Consider the following 18,763-nt stretch of genomic DNA (forward strand, 5'->3'; position numbering starts at 1 on the left):
ATTAGATAGTACTGTTGGGATTATCACGTGTTAAATAATCTAAGAGATTCCCTCAAGCCTACACTTGAGAAAATTGGTAAAGGATTTGCTGCAACAGGATTGTCTCCAAACTTTTGGACTGCTGTAGGATTGGGTATTGCGTTACTTTCTGCAATAGTTTATGGACTTGGAATGGAATTTGGATTAATTATTGGTGGATTTTTGTTACTTGTATCTGGATTCTTTGATATGGTGGATGGCCAAGTAGCAAGAGTTACTGGAAAAACTTCACAAAAGGGCTCGTATCTTGATTCGATGTTTGATAAAATTGCAGAGACTGCAATATTTTTGGGAATCTTAATTGGAGGATATGCTGAACCATATTTGGTATTACTTGCAATTACTCTGTCTCTGTTGGTAAGCTATGCTAGAGCAAAGTCAGATGCAATAAATGTCAAACTCCAAGGTGTTGGAATTGGTGAGCGTGCAGAAAGATTACTTGTAATTGCAATAATTGGGATTATTGGATATATGGAGATTGCATTAATCATTGTAGTAATAATTGCTGCAATTACACTAATTCAAAGAATGGTTGTTACTGCAAAAAACATTAAAGAATAATACTATCGTAATTTTCCGCGTTTTCTTCTATTGTCTGCAGATCTAATTTTTAGAATTTTAAAGTGAATTGCACATGAAATACAATACCATTTTAGAACTGTAGGTGATGCAATGTATGCTCCTTGCGCACGTAGTTCTTTAGCTAATGTATGTTCGACCAAATTTAATCTGGATGTAACTTTCTTTGCCTTGTCTTTTGGAACTGTTTGTCCACAGTTTGTACATTGTACAACACCTGAAGATCCTTTTCCTCCTTTTGTACGGCCTCTACTTGCACGTTTAAGTGGCATGCACGTAAGCTGATTTGCCTCTTTATATTCTTGATGGAGATACGATCATTTTTTGAGTATGGCTTACAAGAATCACGATTATTTCTTGGATGTGATCCTGGTTTAGGGTTTGGAATTAGTAAAAATATTGTAGAATGGCATGATGGCCAATTCCATATGAAAACAGTTCTGCAACATTAGCCAACATCCTATCAAAAAATGGAATATTTTCCCTAAAATTTTGCAAAATATGGTTCATGTTTTAATGTGATAACTAGTAATTTTTATTGATAAATTATGCGGGGTTTGTGTCATGGTTGTTTTACATCTGGTGTTGAGCTTTTTCTGCTAAAAGGCAATATTTTGTGTAAAGAGTGTTTTGATAAAAATAATGCAAAAAACTAAATCTCTTATTATTTGACAAAGAGAAATGAAATTAGCTATATTTGCTCACTGTGCAATTGACACAATTACGATTGATGACTCAAATTATGAACAAATTGGTGGTTCTGCATGTTATTGTGGGCTTACTGCAAGAGAATTTAAATTTGATGTAGATTTGTTTACAAAATTTGGTAATGACTTTCCAAAACAATATCTTTCTGAACAAAAAATTAATTTTGTAAATCCTGATTCTGCAAACAAAACCACAAAATTTGCAATTTCAATTACTGGTGCTGATAGAACTTTAAAACTTGAAAATGAATGTGATCCGATTGAATATTCTAGTATTGATGCGGATGGTCATCTTGTTAGTCCTATTTTTCATGAAATCTCTGATGATACATTAAAAAAAATTAAAGATGATTCAAATTTCTTATTTGTTGATCCTCAAGGGTTTCTTAGAGAAAAGGATTCTCAAAACAATATTTTCTTACAGAAAAATAATATTGATTTAACAGGAGTTGATGCAATCAAAGTCAATCCTGAAGAGGCACAACAACTCGTTAACGGGACTCATGATGAGATGATGGTTGCACTACAGAAAAAAGGTGCAGAGTATATCATACTTACAAATAAAACACAAGTATCAATGTTGGTCAAAGACAAAGTATATTCTATTACTTTACCTAACAAAGAAATTCATGACACTACTGGAATAGGGGATATTTTTTGTTCTGCGTTTTGTTGTACTATGTTAAAAGAAAAGGACTTTTTGTGGGCATTATGCTTTGCTGGTGGAGCCGCACAGGCTGCACTTGATTCTAAAAATATTGGATTACAAAAAATCCCTCGTAAAGGAACAATTCAAAATAATGCTTCTTATTTTTACAATTTAGTAAAATTTCGTGACTTGTAGACATTATTCTTTTATTAAAGTCAATCAAATCTTTAGTCTGTGCAAATAGGAATCTATGGCTCTGGTACTACTAGTAATTCTGCTAAAACTGTAAAGAAAATACTAGATGATGCTGGAATCAAATCATTTACAATATCAAAATCCAAGAACAAACAAGCTGACTGTGTTATTGTTTTAGGTGGTGACAAGGGCGTTAGAAATTACTTTCATAGAACATTTGATTCAACATTGCCTATTTTAGGAATCAGCGAGGGTGAAACAAGTGGATTTTTAGCACAAATTGATCTTAAGGAATTTTCATCTTATGTTAATGTCTTAAAAAAACAAAAGTATACTGTAGAAGAAGTTCCACGACTTGGAGTTAAAATTGATGGAAAAAATGTTTATCCAGTTCTCAATGATGTTGCAGTATTTTCCTCTAGAAGCGCAATGTTGATGGAACATACTTTGCGTGTTAATGGGGAAGAAGTTTGGCACGATAACAGTGATGGAATAATAGTATCAACTCCTATTGGTTCTTCAGCTTATTCCATGTCTGCTGGAGGACCGGTTCTGTTTCAAGATTCTTCAGTGTTTGAAATTATTTCAGTAAATTCCCTTGATGTCACAAGACGACCTATCATAGTATCTAATGACAGTTCGATAGAAATTGATGATATTTCTGCAAGACTGCACTGTGAAGTTGTACTTGATGGTTTAGACAGATACAAAGTTAACAAAACTGTGGAGTGTACTCAATTCTTTCCTCCTGCAAAAATAATCCGTCTCAAAAAAGACTCTACTGCAATTTCGGCTCTTGCAAAAAAAGTCCATTTAGCAGAAGAACTACTTAGCATGCCTCCTAGCTCAAAATTATTATTGAAAACTTTAGAGTATGAGGGGGCATTGACTCAAAAAGACTTGGCCAACAAGACATTACTTCCAGATAGGACTGTAAGGTTAGCATTGAGTCATTTACTCAAAAAAGGATATGTCAAAAAGAAGGTATCAATTCGTGATGCAAGACAGAAAATCTATGAGATCTCTAAGATAGAGTAATTGATTATTCAGATGCTGCTTTGATAAAAGCTGCAAATGCTTCTTCTGGAAATCCTGGTCTGCTGTTAAACTCTGGGTGAAATTGCACTCCAAAGTAGAATTTGTGATTGGGAATCTCTAATATCTCCATTCTTTTACCATTGTCGCTATCTGCTGAAAATATCAATCCGTTTTTCTCAAATTCTGAAATGTAATCCTTGTTGATTTCATATCTATGTCTATGACGTTTACTAATTGTTGCTTTACCGTATATTTTCTGAGCATTTGTTTTTTCTTTGATTATTACATCATTAGCTCCTAATCTCAGTGATCCTCCCATGTCTGAAATCTCTTTTTGCTCTGGAAGTAAATCGACAATTGGATTTTTTGTGTCAGATTTAATTTCTGTAGAGTTTGCATCTTCTAATTTTAGAACACTTCTTCCAAATGCTATTGCAGCCAATTGAAATCCAAAACAAATTCCAAGATATGGTATATTTTTTTCACGTGCATAATTTGCAGTTTCTATAATTCCTTCAGAACCTCTAGTTCCAAACCCTCCTGGCACTAAAATTCCATCATAGTTTGATAATATAGAATAATCCGTAATTGATTCTGAGTCAATCCAATCTATATCCACTGATTTTCCTAGTTGTGCTCCTGCATGCTTTAGTGCATGATTTACGCTTACATAACTATCTGGTAATGTAACGTATTTTCCCACCATTGCAATCTTTACTTTTTGGTCTTCATGATTTACCATATTTTGTGCAATTTTATTCCACTTGTCCCAATTAGCTGACGCATTGACCATTCCAACAATTCCAAATTTTGTAAATATTGCATCCATAATTCCTTGATCATAGAGCATTTGTGGTACTTCAAAGATTGATTTTGCATCATGACATGATAGAACATCTTTTGCAGTTACATTAGTAAACATTGCAATTTTCTTTTTTGTTTTTTCCTCTAATGGCAAAGTACATCTTACTGCCAAAAAGTCTGGTTGAATACCAATTCTTCTTAACTCCTGTGCACTATGTTGTGTTGGTTTTGTTTTTTGTTCTCCTACTACATCAAGTGATGGTGCTAATGTTACATGAACAAAGATTACTCCTTGAGGACCTTCCTCCACTCTCATTTGTCTTAATGCTTCTAGAAATGGCAATGATTCAATATCTCCTACTGTCCCGCCACACTCTACAATTAAGAAATCTAGTTTTTCATCTTCGGCAATTCTCTTAATTCTATTTTTGATTTCATCTGTTATGTGGGGAATGATCTGAACACATGCTCCTAAATATTCTCCTTTTCTTTCTGCCTCTATTACTGAGGAATAGACTTGGGCAGTCGTAATGTTGTGACTTTTTGGAATATTCTGGTTTAGGAATCTCTCATAGTTTCCAATATCCATATCACACTCCCCTCCATCATCTGTCACAAACACCTCTCCATGCGCTACTGGATTCATAGTCCCTGCATCATAATTCAGGTATGGATCTATCTTAATGCAAGAGACCTTTTGATCTGCTAGCTGTAATAATTTTGCAATTGAGGAAGTTGTTACGCCTTTTCCAAGGCCAGACATCACACCACCTGTGACAAAAATAAACTTCGTCTGCACATTAATGAAACGAATATCTGGTTTTTGTATGTTTTGTCGATCAATGGTGTGGTTGAAATACTGTTAATCACATTATACATTCATGAAATCTGCACTAACTGTTTTACCCTTGCTTGCAATATTGGTGATGGGATTTACGGGGATTGCTTTTGCTGAAAATTACGAAATAAAAATCCCTTCAGGCGCATCTGATGAGAATTTCCCTTACTTTTGGTCTCAACAAAACACAGGCATAACCACTGGTGAAATCACTGTTTTTCCAGGAGACTCTGTAACTTGGTCAAACGCTGATACTGCATTTCATACTGTAACTTCTGTCTCTGCCTCAAGTATTGAAGTTGGTGATTTTGAAGAAGACGGTTTGTTTGATAGTGGATTTTTCTCCCCTGGAAAGTCATTTACCCAAGAATTTAATGAACTTGGTGATTTTTACTATTATTGTACCATTCATCCTTGGATGAACGGTGTGGTTCATGTGATTAATAATCCTGGAAGTGTCAAATCAATTGATCGGGTTGCCTCCGGTTTTAGTGAAGATGGATTAGGTTTTGAAGTAAAATACTTTTTAGATGTCTATTTGGCAGATGCTGTACATGTTGATCCTGATGAAAAAGCCATCACATTTACAATTTCTGGCAACACAAATAATGAACAAATTGTGTTGACTCTGCCTAATGACCTTATTGAAAATCCCACATCTGTATGGGTTGATGGAAAAATGACTGAGTTTCAATCTGATTCAAGCTTAAGCGATGGAGATGTTATTCAATTAATCATTCCACTTGAATCTAATTCCCGAGAAATCAAAATTATGGGGTCTTATGTAATTCCTGAATTTGGAGGACTATCTTTCCTAATTCTTACAATTTCAATCATTACAATTGTAATCTTTTCAAAAAGAACCAGTTTGATTGCTCTAAAATAAACTGATTTTTACAATAACCTCCTCTTTTAGGCTCAATTCCTCTAAATTATCTGGTGAGAGAGATTCACCTTAAACTAAATGACCAAGACTATTTTGGATTTCTAAGTGTTGCAACTGAGGATAACTTGACAGTTGAAGAGAAATTAAAACAAATTATTAACTATCATCTGATCGTTTATCGAAACAAGCAGAAATTAAAAAATGAGCACTTGATGTAGTTCAAAAACTTAAGTTTGTACAAAATCCAAACATTTTATGACAAATAATGTTGATTCAAACTACAAGGCAATTATAGTAATTCTAAATGACATTGAAAAAAATGGATTATACCATTTTAATCGTCAATACCATGACGAAAAGTTTTTTCTAAATTTTATTGGTTTTGAAAAAGGATTTTCTCATTCATTTTCTGAGATTATTAAAAAATTAGATAATTTTGAAAAGCGTGATGATGTAATACTTTTTGCAATTTATTCGATGATGTCATATATTAATTCACATCTAAAAGTATTTGAAAAATTTCTAAAAATAATAATTGATCCTACCAAACTCAAAGGTGGGTTTGATGAAAACACTACATTAAATCAAATTCTTAAAAAAACTTGCAACAAGATGCAATACAACCCAAAATTAAAAAATGCAATTAGAGGTTTGTTTTTAGTTGATTTTGCAGATGCTGTTGCATACCAACAATATCTGATTCAAAATGATGGATATTTGATAATCTATCCAAATGATGAAACAAAGAAAAAACAGATTACACTAGATGAACTATATGATAATTCCTTGCAGGTACGAACCATATTTTGTGCAATGCTTGATTGGGCAGATACCACATATAAGCCAAAAGAGCCTAAAGCAGAGGAAATTAGTGATATTGTAAAAAAATTGGTTAGCCAGGTTGATTCTTTGGATAAAAAACTAGGTCAAATCTCACACTAGTTTTTGATTAAGTTTTTGACTATGTTCTATCAATATGCTTAAGTTACTTGAATGCTCATTTGGTGTTATGGGATTTATGAAGACTCTTGCAAAATTCTGTGTTATGAAAAAAGTAAGAGACAAGGCAAATGAGCCAGACGAATCTGATGAAAAATAACTTAATCTTCAAAATCATACAATTGTAAAAAAAAATCTTGATTTTTGAACATGTATTAGTTTTTGATAAGGTGAATTTTTTATTTTTCTTTTACTATTATACACTGAGAACATCTAGTAGGTGGTCATAACTGAAATTGAGTTTCCCCTCTATGCCAGTTTGTAAACTTGGCCACCTAACTTAGACGGTTCTTATTTTTTCTGCAATGTCTGTTTTTTGAGAGATTTAGTAAACGATTCTATTTTTGATTCTAATTTACTTTGAGGAGTTTTCTCAATTAATTTCAAAAAAGCACTTCCTACAATTACTCCATCTGCTCCTGCCTTGATGTATTTTTTTACGTCATCTGGGGTTGACACTCCAAATCCTACTCCAATTGGAATCTTTCCATCGGTTTGTTTCTTTACATTCTTGATTGCCTTTATGGTATAATTTTTAATTCCTGTTTTAACTCCGGTGATTCCATAAATTGCAACAAGATACAAGAAGCCTGATGATGCTTTTGCGATTTTTTGAATTCTAGTTTTACTGGTGTTAGGAGATATTAGAAAAATAGTGTCCGCAATATTTTTTGCAGCTTGGAGATATTCTTTTGATTCTTCAACTGACATGTCTGGAAGAATGAATCCATCAATTCCTGCATTTTTTGCATCTTTGATGAATTTTTGATATCCCTTATGATATAGAATATTGGTATATGTCATCAGTACTAGTGGAATATCTGTCTCTTTTCTGATTTTTTTTACTAGCGCAAAAAATTTGTCTATTTTTGTGCCTTTTTTAAGTGAAATTGTGCTCGCATTTTGAATAACAGGACCATCTGCCAGAGGATCTGAGAAAGGAAATCCTAGTTCTATAATGTCTACCCCTCCTTTTACTAAACCTCTTACAACTGATATGGTTGATTTCTCATTTGGAAATCCTGCCATAATGTATGAAATCAGAGCTTTTTGATTTTTTTCTTGCAACTCTGCAAATTTTTCACTAATCTTTGACATTTTTACTCAAATAGTTTTGTACTTCTTCTACGTCTTTGTCACCTCTTCCAGAAAGTGTCACTACAATTGATTCAGATTTTTTACTCTTTTTTGCAACTTTGATTGCTTCGGCAATTGCATGAGCTGATTCTAAAGCTGGAATGATTCCCTCTGTTCTAGTTAGCATCAAAAATGCTTCAATTACTTCTGTGTCTGTAGCTGAGTGGTATTTTACACGTTTATTGTCTTTGAAATAAGAATGCTCAGGCCCTACTCCTGGATAGTCAAGACCAGCTGAAATACTGTGTGTCTCTGTAATTTGTCCTTCTTTATCTTGAAGTAAATATGTCATCATTCCATGAAGAACACCTTTGCTTCCAGCTGATAGTGTGGCAGAATGTTTTTTTGATTTTAAACCGTGACCTGCAGCTTCTACTCCAATGATTTCTGCATTAGAGTCTACTAGCGGATAAAATGTACCAATGGCATTTGATCCTCCGCCAACACATGCAATTACACTATCTGGTGTTTTGTTTAGTTTTTTCATCTGTGATTTTATCTCATTACCAATCACACTTTGAAAGTCTCTGACCATTACAGGATATGGATGAGGCCCTACTGCTGACCCAAGTAAATAATATGTAGTCTCAACATTTGTGATCCAATCCCTAATTGCTTCATTAATTGCATCTTTGAGTGTTTTTGAGCCTGATTTGACTGGATGAACCTTTGAACCAAGTAAATTCATTCTAAATACATTTAGCTTTTGCCTAATGGTGTCTTTGTATCCCATGTACACTTCGGCTTTCATTCCCAGTGCTGCACATGCCATGGCAGTTGCAACCCCGTGTTGTCCTGCACCTGTTTCTGCAATGATTCTCTTCTTCTTCATTTTTTTTGCAAGAAGTGCTTGCCCAAGTGTGTTGTTTATTTTATGAGCTCCGCCATGCAACAGGTCTTCTCTTTTTAGATAGATTTTTGCCCCTCCTAATTTTTCTGATAAGTTTTTTGCATAGTATAGTGGTGTTGGACGCCCTGCATAGACTTTGAGATAATAGTCTAATTCTTTTTTGAAATTTTTATCATTTTTGAATTTCAGATAGTTTTCTTCTAATTCTTCTATTGCTGGAACTAGTGTTTCTGGAATGTACTTTCCACCAAATTCGCCAAATTTACCATTTTTTGGATATTTCAATATGCATTCACCAAATTTCTTACCTGCTCTTCAATGTTGTCACTTTTCATTATACTTGAACCTATTAGAAATGCATCTGCGCCGCACTTTTTTAGATATTGAATGTCTTCAGGTGTTTCAATACCACTTTCAGAAAGTATCAGTCTTGTCTTTTCTGTTCCTGACAAAATTGTTTCAGTCGTTTTAAGATTGATCTCTAACGTGTCAAGATTTCTGTTATTGATTCCAATCAAATCAGCTTCAGTCTTTAGTGCATTTTCAAACTCCTCTTTTGTATGTACTTCTAGGAGAATCTGCAATCCTTGCTTGTGTCCATATGCAATAAAATCATCAATATCTTTTAGGTAATTTTTATCAAACAATGATTGAATTACTAACATAAAATCTGCACCAATTCTTTTTGCTGCATCTATCTGTACTTTGTCTATCATGATATCTTTCATCAGCATTGGGACGTCTACTGCATGCCTTACCTTCATAAAATATTCTGGTGAGCCATGAAACAGATGTGGCTGTGTTAGGACTGATAGTGCTTTTGAGCCTCCTGCTATCATCTGGGATGCAACACTTGCTGGGTCAGTTAGTGTACGTATTTTGCCCAACGATGGGGATGCAAATTTTATTTCTGTGAGTAGTGGTGCATGGCCACTTGTCTTAATAATTTGAATGAAATCTTTGGTTGATTTTTCTAAGTTAGCTTCAATTTCGTACACACCATCATCAATTGCCATTTGTGAATTATTGACTAGTTTTCGAAGAATGTTTTCAGCCATCTGTTATCTCCTTTAACCTTGAAATGTCTCCTGTGTCTTGAATAAATTTCTCTAATAATGACATAGCTTTGCCATCTTTAATTGTGTTTGATGCTAACTCTACTGCCTCTTCAAAATTATTTGAGATGTTTGCAACAATTAATCCACCAGCTGCATTAAGAACTGTCGTTTCAATCATTGCTTGGTTTGCAGTATTGTTTAAAACATGAACAAATGATTTTACTGCATCTTCTTTTGTCTTAATTTGAATGTCTTTTAATGATGATTTGTGTAATCCTACAACTTCAGGATCAATTGCATTCATCAAAACTTTGTCATCTCTTAAAACACATACTCTGTTTATTGAACTTGTGGAAAACTCATCCATTCCATCATCTGAGCGAACCGTCATAATGTTTTGAGCACCTTTTCTCTTTAGTATCAGTGGCAATCTGTCCAAATATTCTGCTGAAAACACACCAACTAGTTGGTTTTTTACCCCTGCAGGATTTGAGAGTGGTCCAAGTAAATTAAATGCTGTTCTTTTTCCCAATTGTTTTCTTGCTGCAGAAACATGTTTCATTGCAGGGTGAAATTTCTGTGCAAACATAAAGCAGATATTGTGTTTTTCTAAAATTTCTGCAATCTGTATTGGCTCTAAGTTTAGGTCGTAACCAAAGTATTCAAAAATATCTGCGCTTCCTGAAATCCCTGAACTTGAGCGATTTCCATGTTTGGCAACAATTCCTCCAGCTGCTGCCACAACAAATGACGCTGTAGTTGATATGTTAAATGTCTGAAGTTTGTCTCCACCTGTCCCACACATGTCAATAATGGTTCCAGTGTTTTTAGGCTCAATTTTGAGTGAAAACTCTTGTATTTTATCAAGCATTCCTAGCAACTCATCATCTGTCTCACCCTTATCTGCCAGATTTGAGAGAAAATCTGCATTCTCCATATCAGTTGTCTTGCCAGAAAGAATGTCTGTCATAACTTGATTCATTTCCTCGTATGTTAGATCTATTTTTTCTTGTATTTTTGAAATTAGTCTTGAAATCATTTCTTTTTCTCCTTTACTTGATTAATGAAATTCAAAAGAATCTTCTTTCCATCTTCTGTCATTATTGATTCTGGATGAAATTGTACTCCTTGAATCAGATAGTTTTTGTGTTCTATTGCCATAACTTCGCCGTCATCTGATGCAGTTGCAGTAACTTTTAGAATATCTGGAATAACTGTCTTGTCTCCAACTAAACTATGATATCTTGTTGCTTTAAATGGATTTTTTACATCTCTGAATAATTTTGAATCTATATGTTTGACGGGACTTGTTTTTCCATGTCTTACACATCCTGCATTAGTTACCTTTCCTCCAAATGCATCAATTATTCCTTGGTGTCCAAGACACACTCCGAGTATGGGTGTACTTGAACCCATTTCTTTGATCACATCACTGCACACTCCAAAATATTTTTTGTCTTCAGGTGTTCCTGGACCTGGTGAAATAATTATTGCATCATATCTTTTTTCTTGAATCTCATTTAGAGTAATCTTATCATTTCTAATTACATCACAGTCTACTCCTAATTCTCCTAGATATTGTGCAATATTGTATACAAATGAATCATAATTATCTATGATTAAAAATTTCATGATGATGCCTCCTTTAGTGCTTGCAGCATCGCTCCAGCTTTGTGTTCTGTTTCTTTGAACTCATTTTCTGGAATCGAATCTGAAACAATTCCTGCCCCTGACTGGACAAATCCTTTTCCGTCTTCGATGAATATGCTTCTAATGGCAATTGCGAAATCACAGCATCCATTATATGAGAAATATCCTACTGCCCCTGCATAAGGTCCTCTAGCTTCAGTCTCAAGCTCGTCTATGATCTCCATAGCCCTGACTTTGGGCGCACCTGATACTGTTCCTGCTGGAAACACTGCCTGAAAAGCATCAAACATGTCATTTTCAGGTGCTAAATTGCCTACCACATGGCTAACAATATGCTGAACATGACTGAACCGTTTTATCTCCATTAATGACTCTGGATGAACTGTTCCGTATTTGCATACTCTTCCAATATCATTTCTTCCCAAATCCACAAGCATGGTGTGTTCTGCCAACTCTTTTTCATCATGAATTAATTCATCAGCTAACTGTTTATTCTTCTCTTCATCAGATGTAATTTTTCTAGTTCCTGCAATTGGAAATGTTTCTACTTTGTCCTCTGTAATTCTAACTAACATTTCAGGTGAAGCTCCGATTATTGTTTTTTTATCTTGCTTTAGATGGTACATGTATGGTGATGGATTTAGTTTTCTTAATGTTTTGTAAAGTGTAAGATTATCTCCGTCTGTATCAAATGCGAATTTACGTGATAATACTACTTGAAAAATATCTCCATCATGAATGTATTTTTTTGCTTTGTTTACAATTTCAGAAAATTTTGATTCATTCATGTTTGGTTTAACATCACTTGAATGAAATTCACCAAACTTATCATCACTCATTACTAATTTATCAAATCGATTCTCATCGTGATAAAAATAAAATAGTTTTTTGTGTACATTATCATATAATAGCCCATCATCATATACTCCAAACTCCATTAACGGTTGTGGCGAATTGTGACTATCTGGAATGTCTTCGACCATTCTAATTGCATCATAATTTACAACTCCTACTGCTCCTCCAAGATATCTATAGCTCTGATCCTCTGATTTTCCAAGAAGTTTTTTCAACTCTTCAAATGGATTTCTAGTTTGAATTGTGCTGGTTTTATCATTTTGTATGACTTCAACTTTATCTGAATAGCCTTTTAGAATTATTTTAGGATCAAAACCCATTACCGAAGTTTCAGCCAAAACCTCTGGACCTGTTAGTGATTCAAAGAGAAATGAATGAGAATAATTTCTTGAAATTTTATTATAAATTTGAAATTGGTTTTCAGATAAATCTAGGGGTACTACTTTTGCCTGAGTCTTTCCAAAGGTGTCCACCCATAGACAAAATTCTAGTGGTTTATTATTTAAATTGTAAAGTAGGCTTTGATGAAACAATTTTTGTCTAAATTGACTCATCTCCCAGGCTTAACTAAATTACCGTATAGTACGGTACCTTTATAGGCTAGTTGATCGTAGTATAGTTACCATGCAGGGGGTAAATCGAGCAATTATGCACGACATGCAAATTCTCAAAAAACAAAATGTTCAGACATCGGTAAGTAAAGTTGAGTGCTATGTTTGTGGTAAGGGATTAGAAGATGGTCATTCTATTACTGCAAAAACATTGCCAAACGGAACTGTTCTGTTTTGTGATGTTCATTATTCATTACAGTAATTGACCATAAACGAGATTATTTACTAATACGTTCTGATTTCAATATGGTCATTCAACATTCTTTGATGATTTTTCAAGATCATGTTGATTTTTACAATCTTGTTTCAAATTTTATGGGTGTATTTCTTGATCCTATGGAAGATAATATAGAATTCAAGATGTTAGATCAACCCTGTCGCTGTGGTCCAATGCACATGCTATTAGCCATAATTAATCAAAAAAAATGCATTGCTTTCAAAAGATGTTGGGATAATGATCGCTGGATCCGACAAGAATTGATAGTTGCTGATGCCAAAAAGAAATTAGATTTTCCTTACTATAAAATTATGAAAATTAATGGATTAAAAATAAAGCATGTTTGGCCCAATTTTGATGTTAGGAAAATTAGAGAATTTTATTCTTTGGATACATTGATGATTGATTTTGGAAATTACAATTCATGTAAAAATTTTACAAATTTATGTATAGGTAATATCAAAAATCTTGATAATTTTTGTTATGATTATGGGAGATGGGCTGCTTTTAATTACCTGTTAGGTGTAAACGATAGAAAAGAGGAAAATTTCATCTTCGATATTGATAATCAAGTTCTTCATTCAGTTGATAATGAAGAAGGACCACTTGAACCTAATAGAAGACATCAAATAGGTACTTCTAATATCTTGATTAAAACACAGAGAAATATCTCAAAGTTTATCGAAGGGAAAGATAAAAAAGAACTTGTTGCATGCTTACAGAGAGGATTTTTGGATGGATTTTACCAAGTTTCAAAAAACTTGTCATTACTGCACATGTTTACAGAAAATGAACGTCAATTAATGTATCAAAAAGCATCTGTTCCCCCTAGAATTATTTCTGAAACATTATTCAGCGTATCATAAACATTTTAGATGCTTTTTCAAGGTATTTTTAGAAAGTTTTTATTTGAGCACATATTTTTTGTACGAGAAAATATGTCTGGTAATATGGTTGACAAGTCAGGTTTTGGATGCAGTTAGATTACGATACAAAACATCAGAAGCATTTTTCAATGACTGGGATTGATTTTCGTACAGTATGAGATATGTTGTAATCTTGCTTATTGTTTTGAGTATTGTTTTTGTTTTACCTGCTCAATCTTTTGCATTGTCTTGTGCCATTCCTCCCTTTGATGAAGCATTCAAAAGACATGACTTGTTATTACACGGAAAACTAGTTGAAAAGACGACTCCTCCATTGGCAACAAAGGAGACTACTTTGGTTTTTGAGACAATTAATGTCTACAAGGGAGAGTCTCAGAACCAATTCACAGTAAAGGCTGATTTGAGCTGGGATGACTATTACCGAGAAGGTGAAGAATACATATTGTTTGCAGACAAAATGGAAGATCATTATTTCAGAGATCTCTGTGTTGGCAACTATATTGCAACAAACGACATTCTGAAATTTCTAGATGACTATGTTGCAGGCAAATCCACAGGGAACAATGTGAATGGATTGTACGATGTAGTTTCAATCTTTGAGATGAATCAACTTGAATCAAAAATGAATCTTTATACTAAAATCAACAGAGGTAATGTCTTGTTAAATAATCTCATAAACGATAAAACAGAATATGACTATTCTTGTAACTTTGAAGAAGATTTGAAACAAGTAGAGAATCTATTTGCAGATAACGTGTATGTCTTTAACAAACTAAGGGATACCAGTCATGATTACACCATCACAACTGATGCAACATTATCTACAAACCCGCAGACAGGTCTTGTGGTAATTGAAAGCCCAGAACATAAAGCCATTATAAGCATACTAAACAGTCAACACTTTGAAAATTGCTTTTTTGTATATAATCAGAAACTAATTGACAAGACAACAGGAGAACTGGATGTGCACAGAGACAGTTTGGAGAAAATGTGCAATGCAGAAAATTCAACTGCAATACTGCCTGATTTGTGCAAACCTCTCAACACTTTTGACATAAATGATATTTTGTATATTGTTGTCCCGCTTGTAGTGTTTGGAGTGATATCTTTAGTTTTTATTATTTATAAGAGAAGAAAATGAAAACTAGACTTTTGGTAATTGTTGGAAATTGTTATAATGGGACTGATTATGATTTTAAGAGTTGAATACCGTAATGAAAGTCAGTATTATCAGTGGTACAATAAGCGTAATAATATTGGCTTTTGTCTTTGTAAATGCTGATGGTTTTTTTGTAAATGTTGTAAAAGAGTTTTCAAGTGATGCTGATGTTACTGCTGTTGTCTATTCAAATAAGATCAATACCGAATGTGAGTTGGTTAATTTTATCAACAAAGGAGACAATCTATCCAGCATTCAGAATTTCATAAAATCAAATGAAGACTTGTACCAAGATAGGTTTGAGGAATTATACAGTGAACAAACAAATCAGTCTGATTCACAAAGCATGATAAAAGATGAAGAAATTGCAAAAATAGTTTTTGCAGAGATGATAATTGAAGGATTTTCGATTAATCCTGACTTGAGAGATTTTATAATTGCCAGTTCCAATGACCCTTCTCAACAACTTGTTGAACGAGTAAGGGAAATCGATCCTGATTGCAAGATTGACCAAGGGCAGTTGAATCCAAAATCTACTCCAATACCTTCCCCCGAAGGTGTGGGAAAGATAGGTAGTGAGCATTCTCACGCTGGAATTTTGGTGAAAATTTTTGGAGACAAGTTTGATTTTTCAGCACCTGCATACCAAATCAAAGCAAGTTGGATTCACTTTGAGGCAGGAGATGGCACCACCATTCACAAGCATGCTACAGGCGTTACATTGGGTTATCTATTTAAAACACTGGGATTGGGTTTGACGGATCATTGTTTTGTATTTCAGGATGGAAGGAGTTTTTGCACAAATGATGAGTACTCCCTTAAATTCTTTGTAAATGAAAGTCAAGTGGATGATCTTAGTCAATATGAAATCAATGATGGTGATAAAATTCTAATTTCGTACGGAGGAGAAACTCCTCAAGAAATTAAACGCCAATTGACAGAACTGGACAAGCAGCCAATAATTGTATAAGCATAACTCAAAGCTTAATTACAAAATATTTTATTTGCTAGTCTTGGAATAAACCAATAAAAAATTAATGTAAAAATAAAAACTATGTCAAAACTCATCTGTTGGTAGTAAATAAGTAACATCATTTTTATTTTAAAATTATTTCTTATACTCCGTATTTTCTTCGATGATTGCTTTGCCATGTATTTGCAATTTCTTTTTCCTGTTTTGTAATGTCATCAATAATTAAAGGGGGTTCTGGCAAAACACCATATCTTATCAAAACTGTTCGGTATTTCCTATAATATACTTCAATCTCTTTTAGTAATAGTTCTACTAACTCTTGAAATTTTTTTGATTCTTTGTGCATCTCTTGATCACGTAGCCTGCTTGCTTTTTTCTGAGTAATTTTCATTTGTTTGAATCTTCTGTTATACTCTGCAAGTATTCTCAACTCTGAGGTATTTTCTAATGATTTTGAATTTCTCTTAAACTTCATAACCTTTTGATTCCATTTGCTAATTTACTACAGCAATCAAATATGTGATAAATTTTAAAATCCATTATCTTGATTCTATCTTTTTGATCTCTTTTTTAATTTTTTCAATATTTTGTGTCCAGATTTTTATCATTTTTTTATGGTTTTTAATTCCTTTTGAATCACCTGTATTTTCAAACTCTTTCATTTCTTGAATGTACTTTTTCAATGTCCCTTCAGCTAAGTCTAGTTTCTTTTTTTGAAAGTCTACCACTTTTTTTGAAAGAAAATTCAACAAGAATAGTTCTTACTCATTCAATAAAAAATTAGATATTTCAAAACAATCAAAGTTTGAGCCTATAATTTCCGTTTTTGACCCCATTTGTGTTCGATTTGAAGATGATCCTCTAATTTTCTAGGAGTTCCTAAAATCACGTTGCAAATAAGACATCTGTATCCCAAGAAGATAACCTATGGTAATTTTTGTTTAAAACCCACGGTTATTATGAAAATCTATTCACTGTCAATTTTTTTGTTATATTCATCTACTTTTTTGTTATATTCTTCAATCTCCTTGTTTTCTGAATCTCCATCTTCAAACAACTCTGGATTATCTTGTTGTGCTTTTTTCATTAATTTTGCAAATGTCTCTGGATCATCTTTTTGTAACTCCTGTAATATTTTTCCAATTGACTCATCTAGGTCGCTCATAATTTGAATGATAAATCGTGATACTTAACAATACTAAAACTCTTTGTAAAAATATGCCCTTAGACAAAATGACCAACACTGAAGATTTTGTACCAACCCACAAATCGGTCATTTTACATGTTAAAGGAAAACCGGTTGCATGCCTAATTGATACTCAAAATAATTATGATGTGATCAAAAATGATCCTTCTCTTAGATCTAGTCTTGTGGGATTTTTAAACAAAGATGACGAATTAGGTCTTTTTATGGGATTTCAATTAAAAATTAAAACTGCTGAGCAATTCCTTCAATTCACAGTATATCCTAATAAGGAATTTATTGAAACGCTAATCTTTGATGAACAAATTTTCATAATTAATAAAAAAATGGATCTTTTATTTGCTCTGAAAATTAATACAGATCAATTCGTAAAGACAAAATCTGAATTTGACAAATTTCAAAAAATGATTAAATGACTTAGCATTAAATTACTAGTATTCTAAATTTATTCATGCCCAATTTTGCCCAGATGCTAAAAATGCGAGAGCCTACATTGCTTGATAGAGAAGATGGACACTGGTATCAAACAAAATTTGATAAAATCTATCCTTCGATAAGTACAATTTTATCTTCAACTGCATCTGACGAAAAGAAAAATGGCTTGTCTGCCTGGAGGGAAAATGAACCTGCTCATGAATACATCACCACACAGTCTCAACACATTGGAACTCAATCTCATAAAATTATTGAAGATTATTTGAGCAGAAATTTGAATTTAGAAGAATTTGATTTACTTCCAATTGCTCATTTTAATAATTTAAAGCCCTTCTTAGAAAATATTTCAGATGTAATATGTATTGAACAACGAATGTATTCTGACAAGCTAAAGGTTGCAGGAACAAGTGATCTAATAGCAAGATACAATGGAAAATTATCTATTATTGATTATAAGACAAAAAGAAAACCCCAAGTTGATGAATACATGTATGAATATTACCTACAAACTACCTGTTATGCCAAAATGTTTCAAGAAGTTACGGGAGAAAAAATTAACCAAATAGTAATTCTTGTAAGCAGTGAAAAAAACACTCGTCAGGAATTCATTAAAACATGTGATGATTATGTTGAACCCATGAATGAAAGAATAGAAAAATACTATCTAAACAATGAGATGATCTCATGAAATCATGGGTTCCACCAGCAATTTTGATTGTGATTTTATCTGGAGTTTTAATCTACATGTCAAGTGGAAGTTAATTACTCTCTTGCGCATCCGCACTTTACATAGACTACTTTGAATTCCCCTTCACTTTTTATGTTGTGTGACATTGGTCTTCTACAATGTTGGCATTCTGTATATCCGTGATATTCTTCAACAGGAACAACTTTGTATTGCCATGATTTTGTTTTTTCATCCCAATAGACTGAATTTATCTCAGTTGGGTTTCCCATGATGTGTTTTTTAGATAACAATATTTGAGAATTTCT

General features: G+C 33.3%; 26 protein-coding genes. 14 read left to right on the top strand and 12 right to left on the bottom strand.

Translation table 11 applies throughout. The features are described from left to right. Positions 1 to 27: 27 nt before the first annotated feature. Positions 28 to 600, top strand: coding sequence for a CDP-alcohol phosphatidyltransferase family protein (locus tag NPIRD3C_RS06095; protein ID WP_148703303.1), 573 nt, complete (start codon positions 28 to 30; stop codon positions 598 to 600). 2 nt (positions 601 to 602) lie between these two features. Here the strand turns inward: NPIRD3C_RS06095 and NPIRD3C_RS06100 are convergent, their stop codons facing one another. After that, positions 603 to 890, bottom strand: a complete 288-nt coding sequence (locus NPIRD3C_RS06100) for a 30S ribosomal protein S26e (protein WP_012215306.1) — start codon at positions 888 to 890, stop codon at positions 603 to 605. A gap of 33 nt (positions 891 to 923) precedes the next feature. On the opposite strand from NPIRD3C_RS06100, the gene NPIRD3C_RS10460 reads away from it, so the two are divergent. The 3 genes from NPIRD3C_RS10460 (at position 924) to NPIRD3C_RS06110 (ending at position 3,207) form a co-directional block, all read left to right on the top strand. Beyond that, positions 924 to 1,070 carry a hypothetical protein gene (locus tag NPIRD3C_RS10460; RefSeq protein ID WP_160272882.1) on the top strand — a complete coding sequence of 49 codons (147 nt, stop codon included), beginning with the start codon at positions 924 to 926 and terminating at the stop codon, positions 1,068 to 1,070. 229 nt (positions 1,071 to 1,299) lie between these two features. Then, positions 1,300 to 2,169 (top strand): PfkB family carbohydrate kinase, encoded by an 870-nt coding sequence (locus tag NPIRD3C_RS06105; protein ID WP_148703304.1) that lies wholly within the window; start codon positions 1,300 to 1,302, stop codon positions 2,167 to 2,169. A gap of 39 nt (positions 2,170 to 2,208) precedes the next feature. Then, a complete protein-coding gene (locus NPIRD3C_RS06110; RefSeq protein WP_148703305.1) occupies positions 2,209 to 3,207 on the top strand; it encodes an NAD(+)/NADH kinase in 999 nt (332 codons plus the stop codon). Positions 3,208 to 3,211: 4 nt separating this feature from the next. On the opposite strand, the gene pyrG is transcribed toward NPIRD3C_RS06110, so the two are convergent. After that, positions 3,212 to 4,774 carry a glutamine hydrolyzing CTP synthase gene (gene pyrG / locus NPIRD3C_RS06115; protein ID WP_342751997.1) on the bottom strand — a complete coding sequence of 521 codons (1,563 nt, stop codon included), beginning with the start codon at positions 4,772 to 4,774 and terminating at the stop codon, positions 3,212 to 3,214. A 118-nt stretch (positions 4,775 to 4,892) separates the two neighbouring features. Here pyrG and NPIRD3C_RS06120 point away from each other — a divergent pair, with 118 nt between their 5' ends. From NPIRD3C_RS06120 to NPIRD3C_RS11000, 4 genes are read left to right on the top strand one after another with little or no spacing between them, the layout of a single operon-like run. Continuing rightward, positions 4,893 to 5,735 (top strand): cupredoxin domain-containing protein, encoded by an 843-nt coding sequence (locus NPIRD3C_RS06120; protein WP_148703307.1) that lies wholly within the window; start codon positions 4,893 to 4,895, stop codon positions 5,733 to 5,735. Positions 5,736 to 5,788: 53 nt separating this feature from the next. Continuing rightward, on the top strand, positions 5,789 to 5,953 hold the full coding sequence (locus NPIRD3C_RS06125; protein WP_237087620.1) for a hypothetical protein: 165 nt from the start codon (positions 5,789 to 5,791) through the stop codon (positions 5,951 to 5,953). A 37-nt stretch (positions 5,954 to 5,990) separates the two neighbouring features. Next, positions 5,991 to 6,677 carry a hypothetical protein gene (locus tag NPIRD3C_RS06130; RefSeq protein ID WP_148703309.1) on the top strand — a complete coding sequence of 229 codons (687 nt, stop codon included), beginning with the start codon at positions 5,991 to 5,993 and terminating at the stop codon, positions 6,675 to 6,677. Positions 6,678 to 6,711: 34 nt separating this feature from the next. Further along, entirely contained in the window at positions 6,712 to 6,834 is a 123-nt protein-coding gene (locus NPIRD3C_RS11000; protein WP_255464688.1) for a hypothetical protein, read from the top strand. A gap of 191 nt (positions 6,835 to 7,025) precedes the next feature. Here the strand turns inward: NPIRD3C_RS11000 and trpA are convergent, their stop codons facing one another. The 6 genes from trpA to NPIRD3C_RS06160 are packed head-to-tail and all read right to left on the bottom strand — an operon-like array spanning position 7,026 to position 12,757. Then, positions 7,026 to 7,832 (bottom strand): tryptophan synthase subunit alpha, encoded by an 807-nt coding sequence (gene trpA, locus NPIRD3C_RS06135; protein ID WP_148703310.1) that lies wholly within the window; start codon positions 7,830 to 7,832, stop codon positions 7,026 to 7,028. Continuing rightward, complete coding sequence (gene trpB / locus NPIRD3C_RS06140; RefSeq protein WP_148703311.1) at positions 7,819 to 9,006, bottom strand: tryptophan synthase subunit beta; 1,188 nt, start codon at positions 9,004 to 9,006, stop codon at positions 7,819 to 7,821. The genes trpA and trpB overlap by 14 nt, the downstream gene beginning before the upstream one ends. Then, positions 9,003 to 9,779: an indole-3-glycerol phosphate synthase TrpC gene (locus NPIRD3C_RS06145; protein WP_148703312.1), complete on the bottom strand. Its 777-nt coding sequence runs from the start codon at positions 9,777 to 9,779 to the stop codon at positions 9,003 to 9,005. The genes trpB and NPIRD3C_RS06145 overlap by 4 nt, the downstream gene beginning before the upstream one ends. After that, positions 9,772 to 10,818: an anthranilate phosphoribosyltransferase gene (gene trpD / locus NPIRD3C_RS06150; RefSeq protein WP_148703313.1), complete on the bottom strand. Its 1,047-nt coding sequence runs from the start codon at positions 10,816 to 10,818 to the stop codon at positions 9,772 to 9,774. Before trpD ends, NPIRD3C_RS06145 begins: the two co-directional genes overlap by 8 nt. Beyond that, the gene (locus NPIRD3C_RS06155; RefSeq protein ID WP_148703314.1) at positions 10,815 to 11,411 is read right to left on the bottom strand and encodes an anthranilate synthase component II; all 597 of its coding nucleotides are present in this window, start codon (positions 11,409 to 11,411) and stop codon (positions 10,815 to 10,817) included. The genes trpD and NPIRD3C_RS06155 overlap by 4 nt, the downstream gene beginning before the upstream one ends. After that, complete coding sequence (locus NPIRD3C_RS06160) at positions 11,408 to 12,757, bottom strand: anthranilate synthase component I family protein (RefSeq protein ID WP_148703315.1); 1,350 nt, start codon at positions 12,755 to 12,757, stop codon at positions 11,408 to 11,410. Before NPIRD3C_RS06160 ends, NPIRD3C_RS06155 begins: the two co-directional genes overlap by 4 nt. A 151-nt stretch (positions 12,758 to 12,908) precedes the next feature. On the opposite strand from NPIRD3C_RS06160, the gene NPIRD3C_RS06165 reads away from it, so the two are divergent. The 4 genes from NPIRD3C_RS06165 (at position 12,909) to NPIRD3C_RS10875 (ending at position 16,128) form a co-directional block, all read left to right on the top strand. Next, the gene (locus NPIRD3C_RS06165) at positions 12,909 to 13,097 is read left to right on the top strand and encodes a hypothetical protein (RefSeq protein WP_148703316.1); all 189 of its coding nucleotides are present in this window, start codon (positions 12,909 to 12,911) and stop codon (positions 13,095 to 13,097) included. 44 nt (positions 13,098 to 13,141) lie between these two features. Next, complete coding sequence (locus NPIRD3C_RS06170) at positions 13,142 to 13,978, top strand: hypothetical protein (RefSeq protein WP_148703317.1); 837 nt, start codon at positions 13,142 to 13,144, stop codon at positions 13,976 to 13,978. Between the two features lie 175 nt (positions 13,979 to 14,153). Then, the gene (locus NPIRD3C_RS06175) at positions 14,154 to 15,140 is read left to right on the top strand and encodes a hypothetical protein (protein ID WP_148703318.1); all 987 of its coding nucleotides are present in this window, start codon (positions 14,154 to 14,156) and stop codon (positions 15,138 to 15,140) included. A gap of 73 nt (positions 15,141 to 15,213) precedes the next feature. Next, positions 15,214 to 16,128 (top strand): hypothetical protein, encoded by a 915-nt coding sequence (locus NPIRD3C_RS10875; protein ID WP_237087621.1) that lies wholly within the window; start codon positions 15,214 to 15,216, stop codon positions 16,126 to 16,128. 145 nt (positions 16,129 to 16,273) lie between these two features. Here NPIRD3C_RS10875 and NPIRD3C_RS06185 read toward each other — a convergent pair whose 3' ends face one another. The 3 genes from NPIRD3C_RS06185 to NPIRD3C_RS06195 all read right to left on the bottom strand — a co-directional run bounded on the left by NPIRD3C_RS06185 (position 16,274) and on the right by NPIRD3C_RS06195 (position 17,296). Continuing rightward, positions 16,274 to 16,606 carry a hypothetical protein gene (locus NPIRD3C_RS06185; protein WP_148703319.1) on the bottom strand — a complete coding sequence of 111 codons (333 nt, stop codon included), beginning with the start codon at positions 16,604 to 16,606 and terminating at the stop codon, positions 16,274 to 16,276. A 64-nt stretch (positions 16,607 to 16,670) separates the two neighbouring features. After that, positions 16,671 to 16,880, bottom strand: a complete 210-nt coding sequence (locus NPIRD3C_RS06190; RefSeq protein ID WP_148703320.1) for a hypothetical protein — start codon at positions 16,878 to 16,880, stop codon at positions 16,671 to 16,673. Between the two features lie 218 nt (positions 16,881 to 17,098). Next, on the bottom strand, positions 17,099 to 17,296 hold the full coding sequence (locus NPIRD3C_RS06195; RefSeq protein WP_148703321.1) for a hypothetical protein: 198 nt from the start codon (positions 17,294 to 17,296) through the stop codon (positions 17,099 to 17,101). Between the two features lie 53 nt (positions 17,297 to 17,349). On the opposite strand from NPIRD3C_RS06195, the gene NPIRD3C_RS06200 reads away from it, so the two are divergent. Together NPIRD3C_RS06200 and NPIRD3C_RS06205 are read left to right on the top strand one after the other, a co-directional pair. Further along, positions 17,350 to 17,751 carry a hypothetical protein gene (locus NPIRD3C_RS06200; RefSeq protein ID WP_148703322.1) on the top strand — a complete coding sequence of 134 codons (402 nt, stop codon included), beginning with the start codon at positions 17,350 to 17,352 and terminating at the stop codon, positions 17,749 to 17,751. A gap of 35 nt (positions 17,752 to 17,786) precedes the next feature. Next, the gene (locus NPIRD3C_RS06205; RefSeq protein ID WP_148703323.1) at positions 17,787 to 18,458 is read left to right on the top strand and encodes a PD-(D/E)XK nuclease family protein; all 672 of its coding nucleotides are present in this window, start codon (positions 17,787 to 17,789) and stop codon (positions 18,456 to 18,458) included. A 74-nt stretch (positions 18,459 to 18,532) separates the two neighbouring features. Here NPIRD3C_RS06205 and NPIRD3C_RS06210 read toward each other — a convergent pair whose 3' ends face one another. Continuing rightward, positions 18,533 to 18,727, bottom strand: coding sequence for a hypothetical protein (locus NPIRD3C_RS06210; RefSeq protein ID WP_148703324.1), 195 nt, complete (start codon positions 18,725 to 18,727; stop codon positions 18,533 to 18,535). Positions 18,728 to 18,763: the final 36 nt, after the last annotated feature.

Origin of the sequence: Nitrosopumilus piranensis (genome assembly GCF_000875775.1) — an archaeon.
In the GTDB taxonomy this organism is placed as follows: Archaea; Thermoproteota; Nitrososphaeria; order Nitrososphaerales; family Nitrosopumilaceae; genus Nitrosopumilus; species Nitrosopumilus piranensis.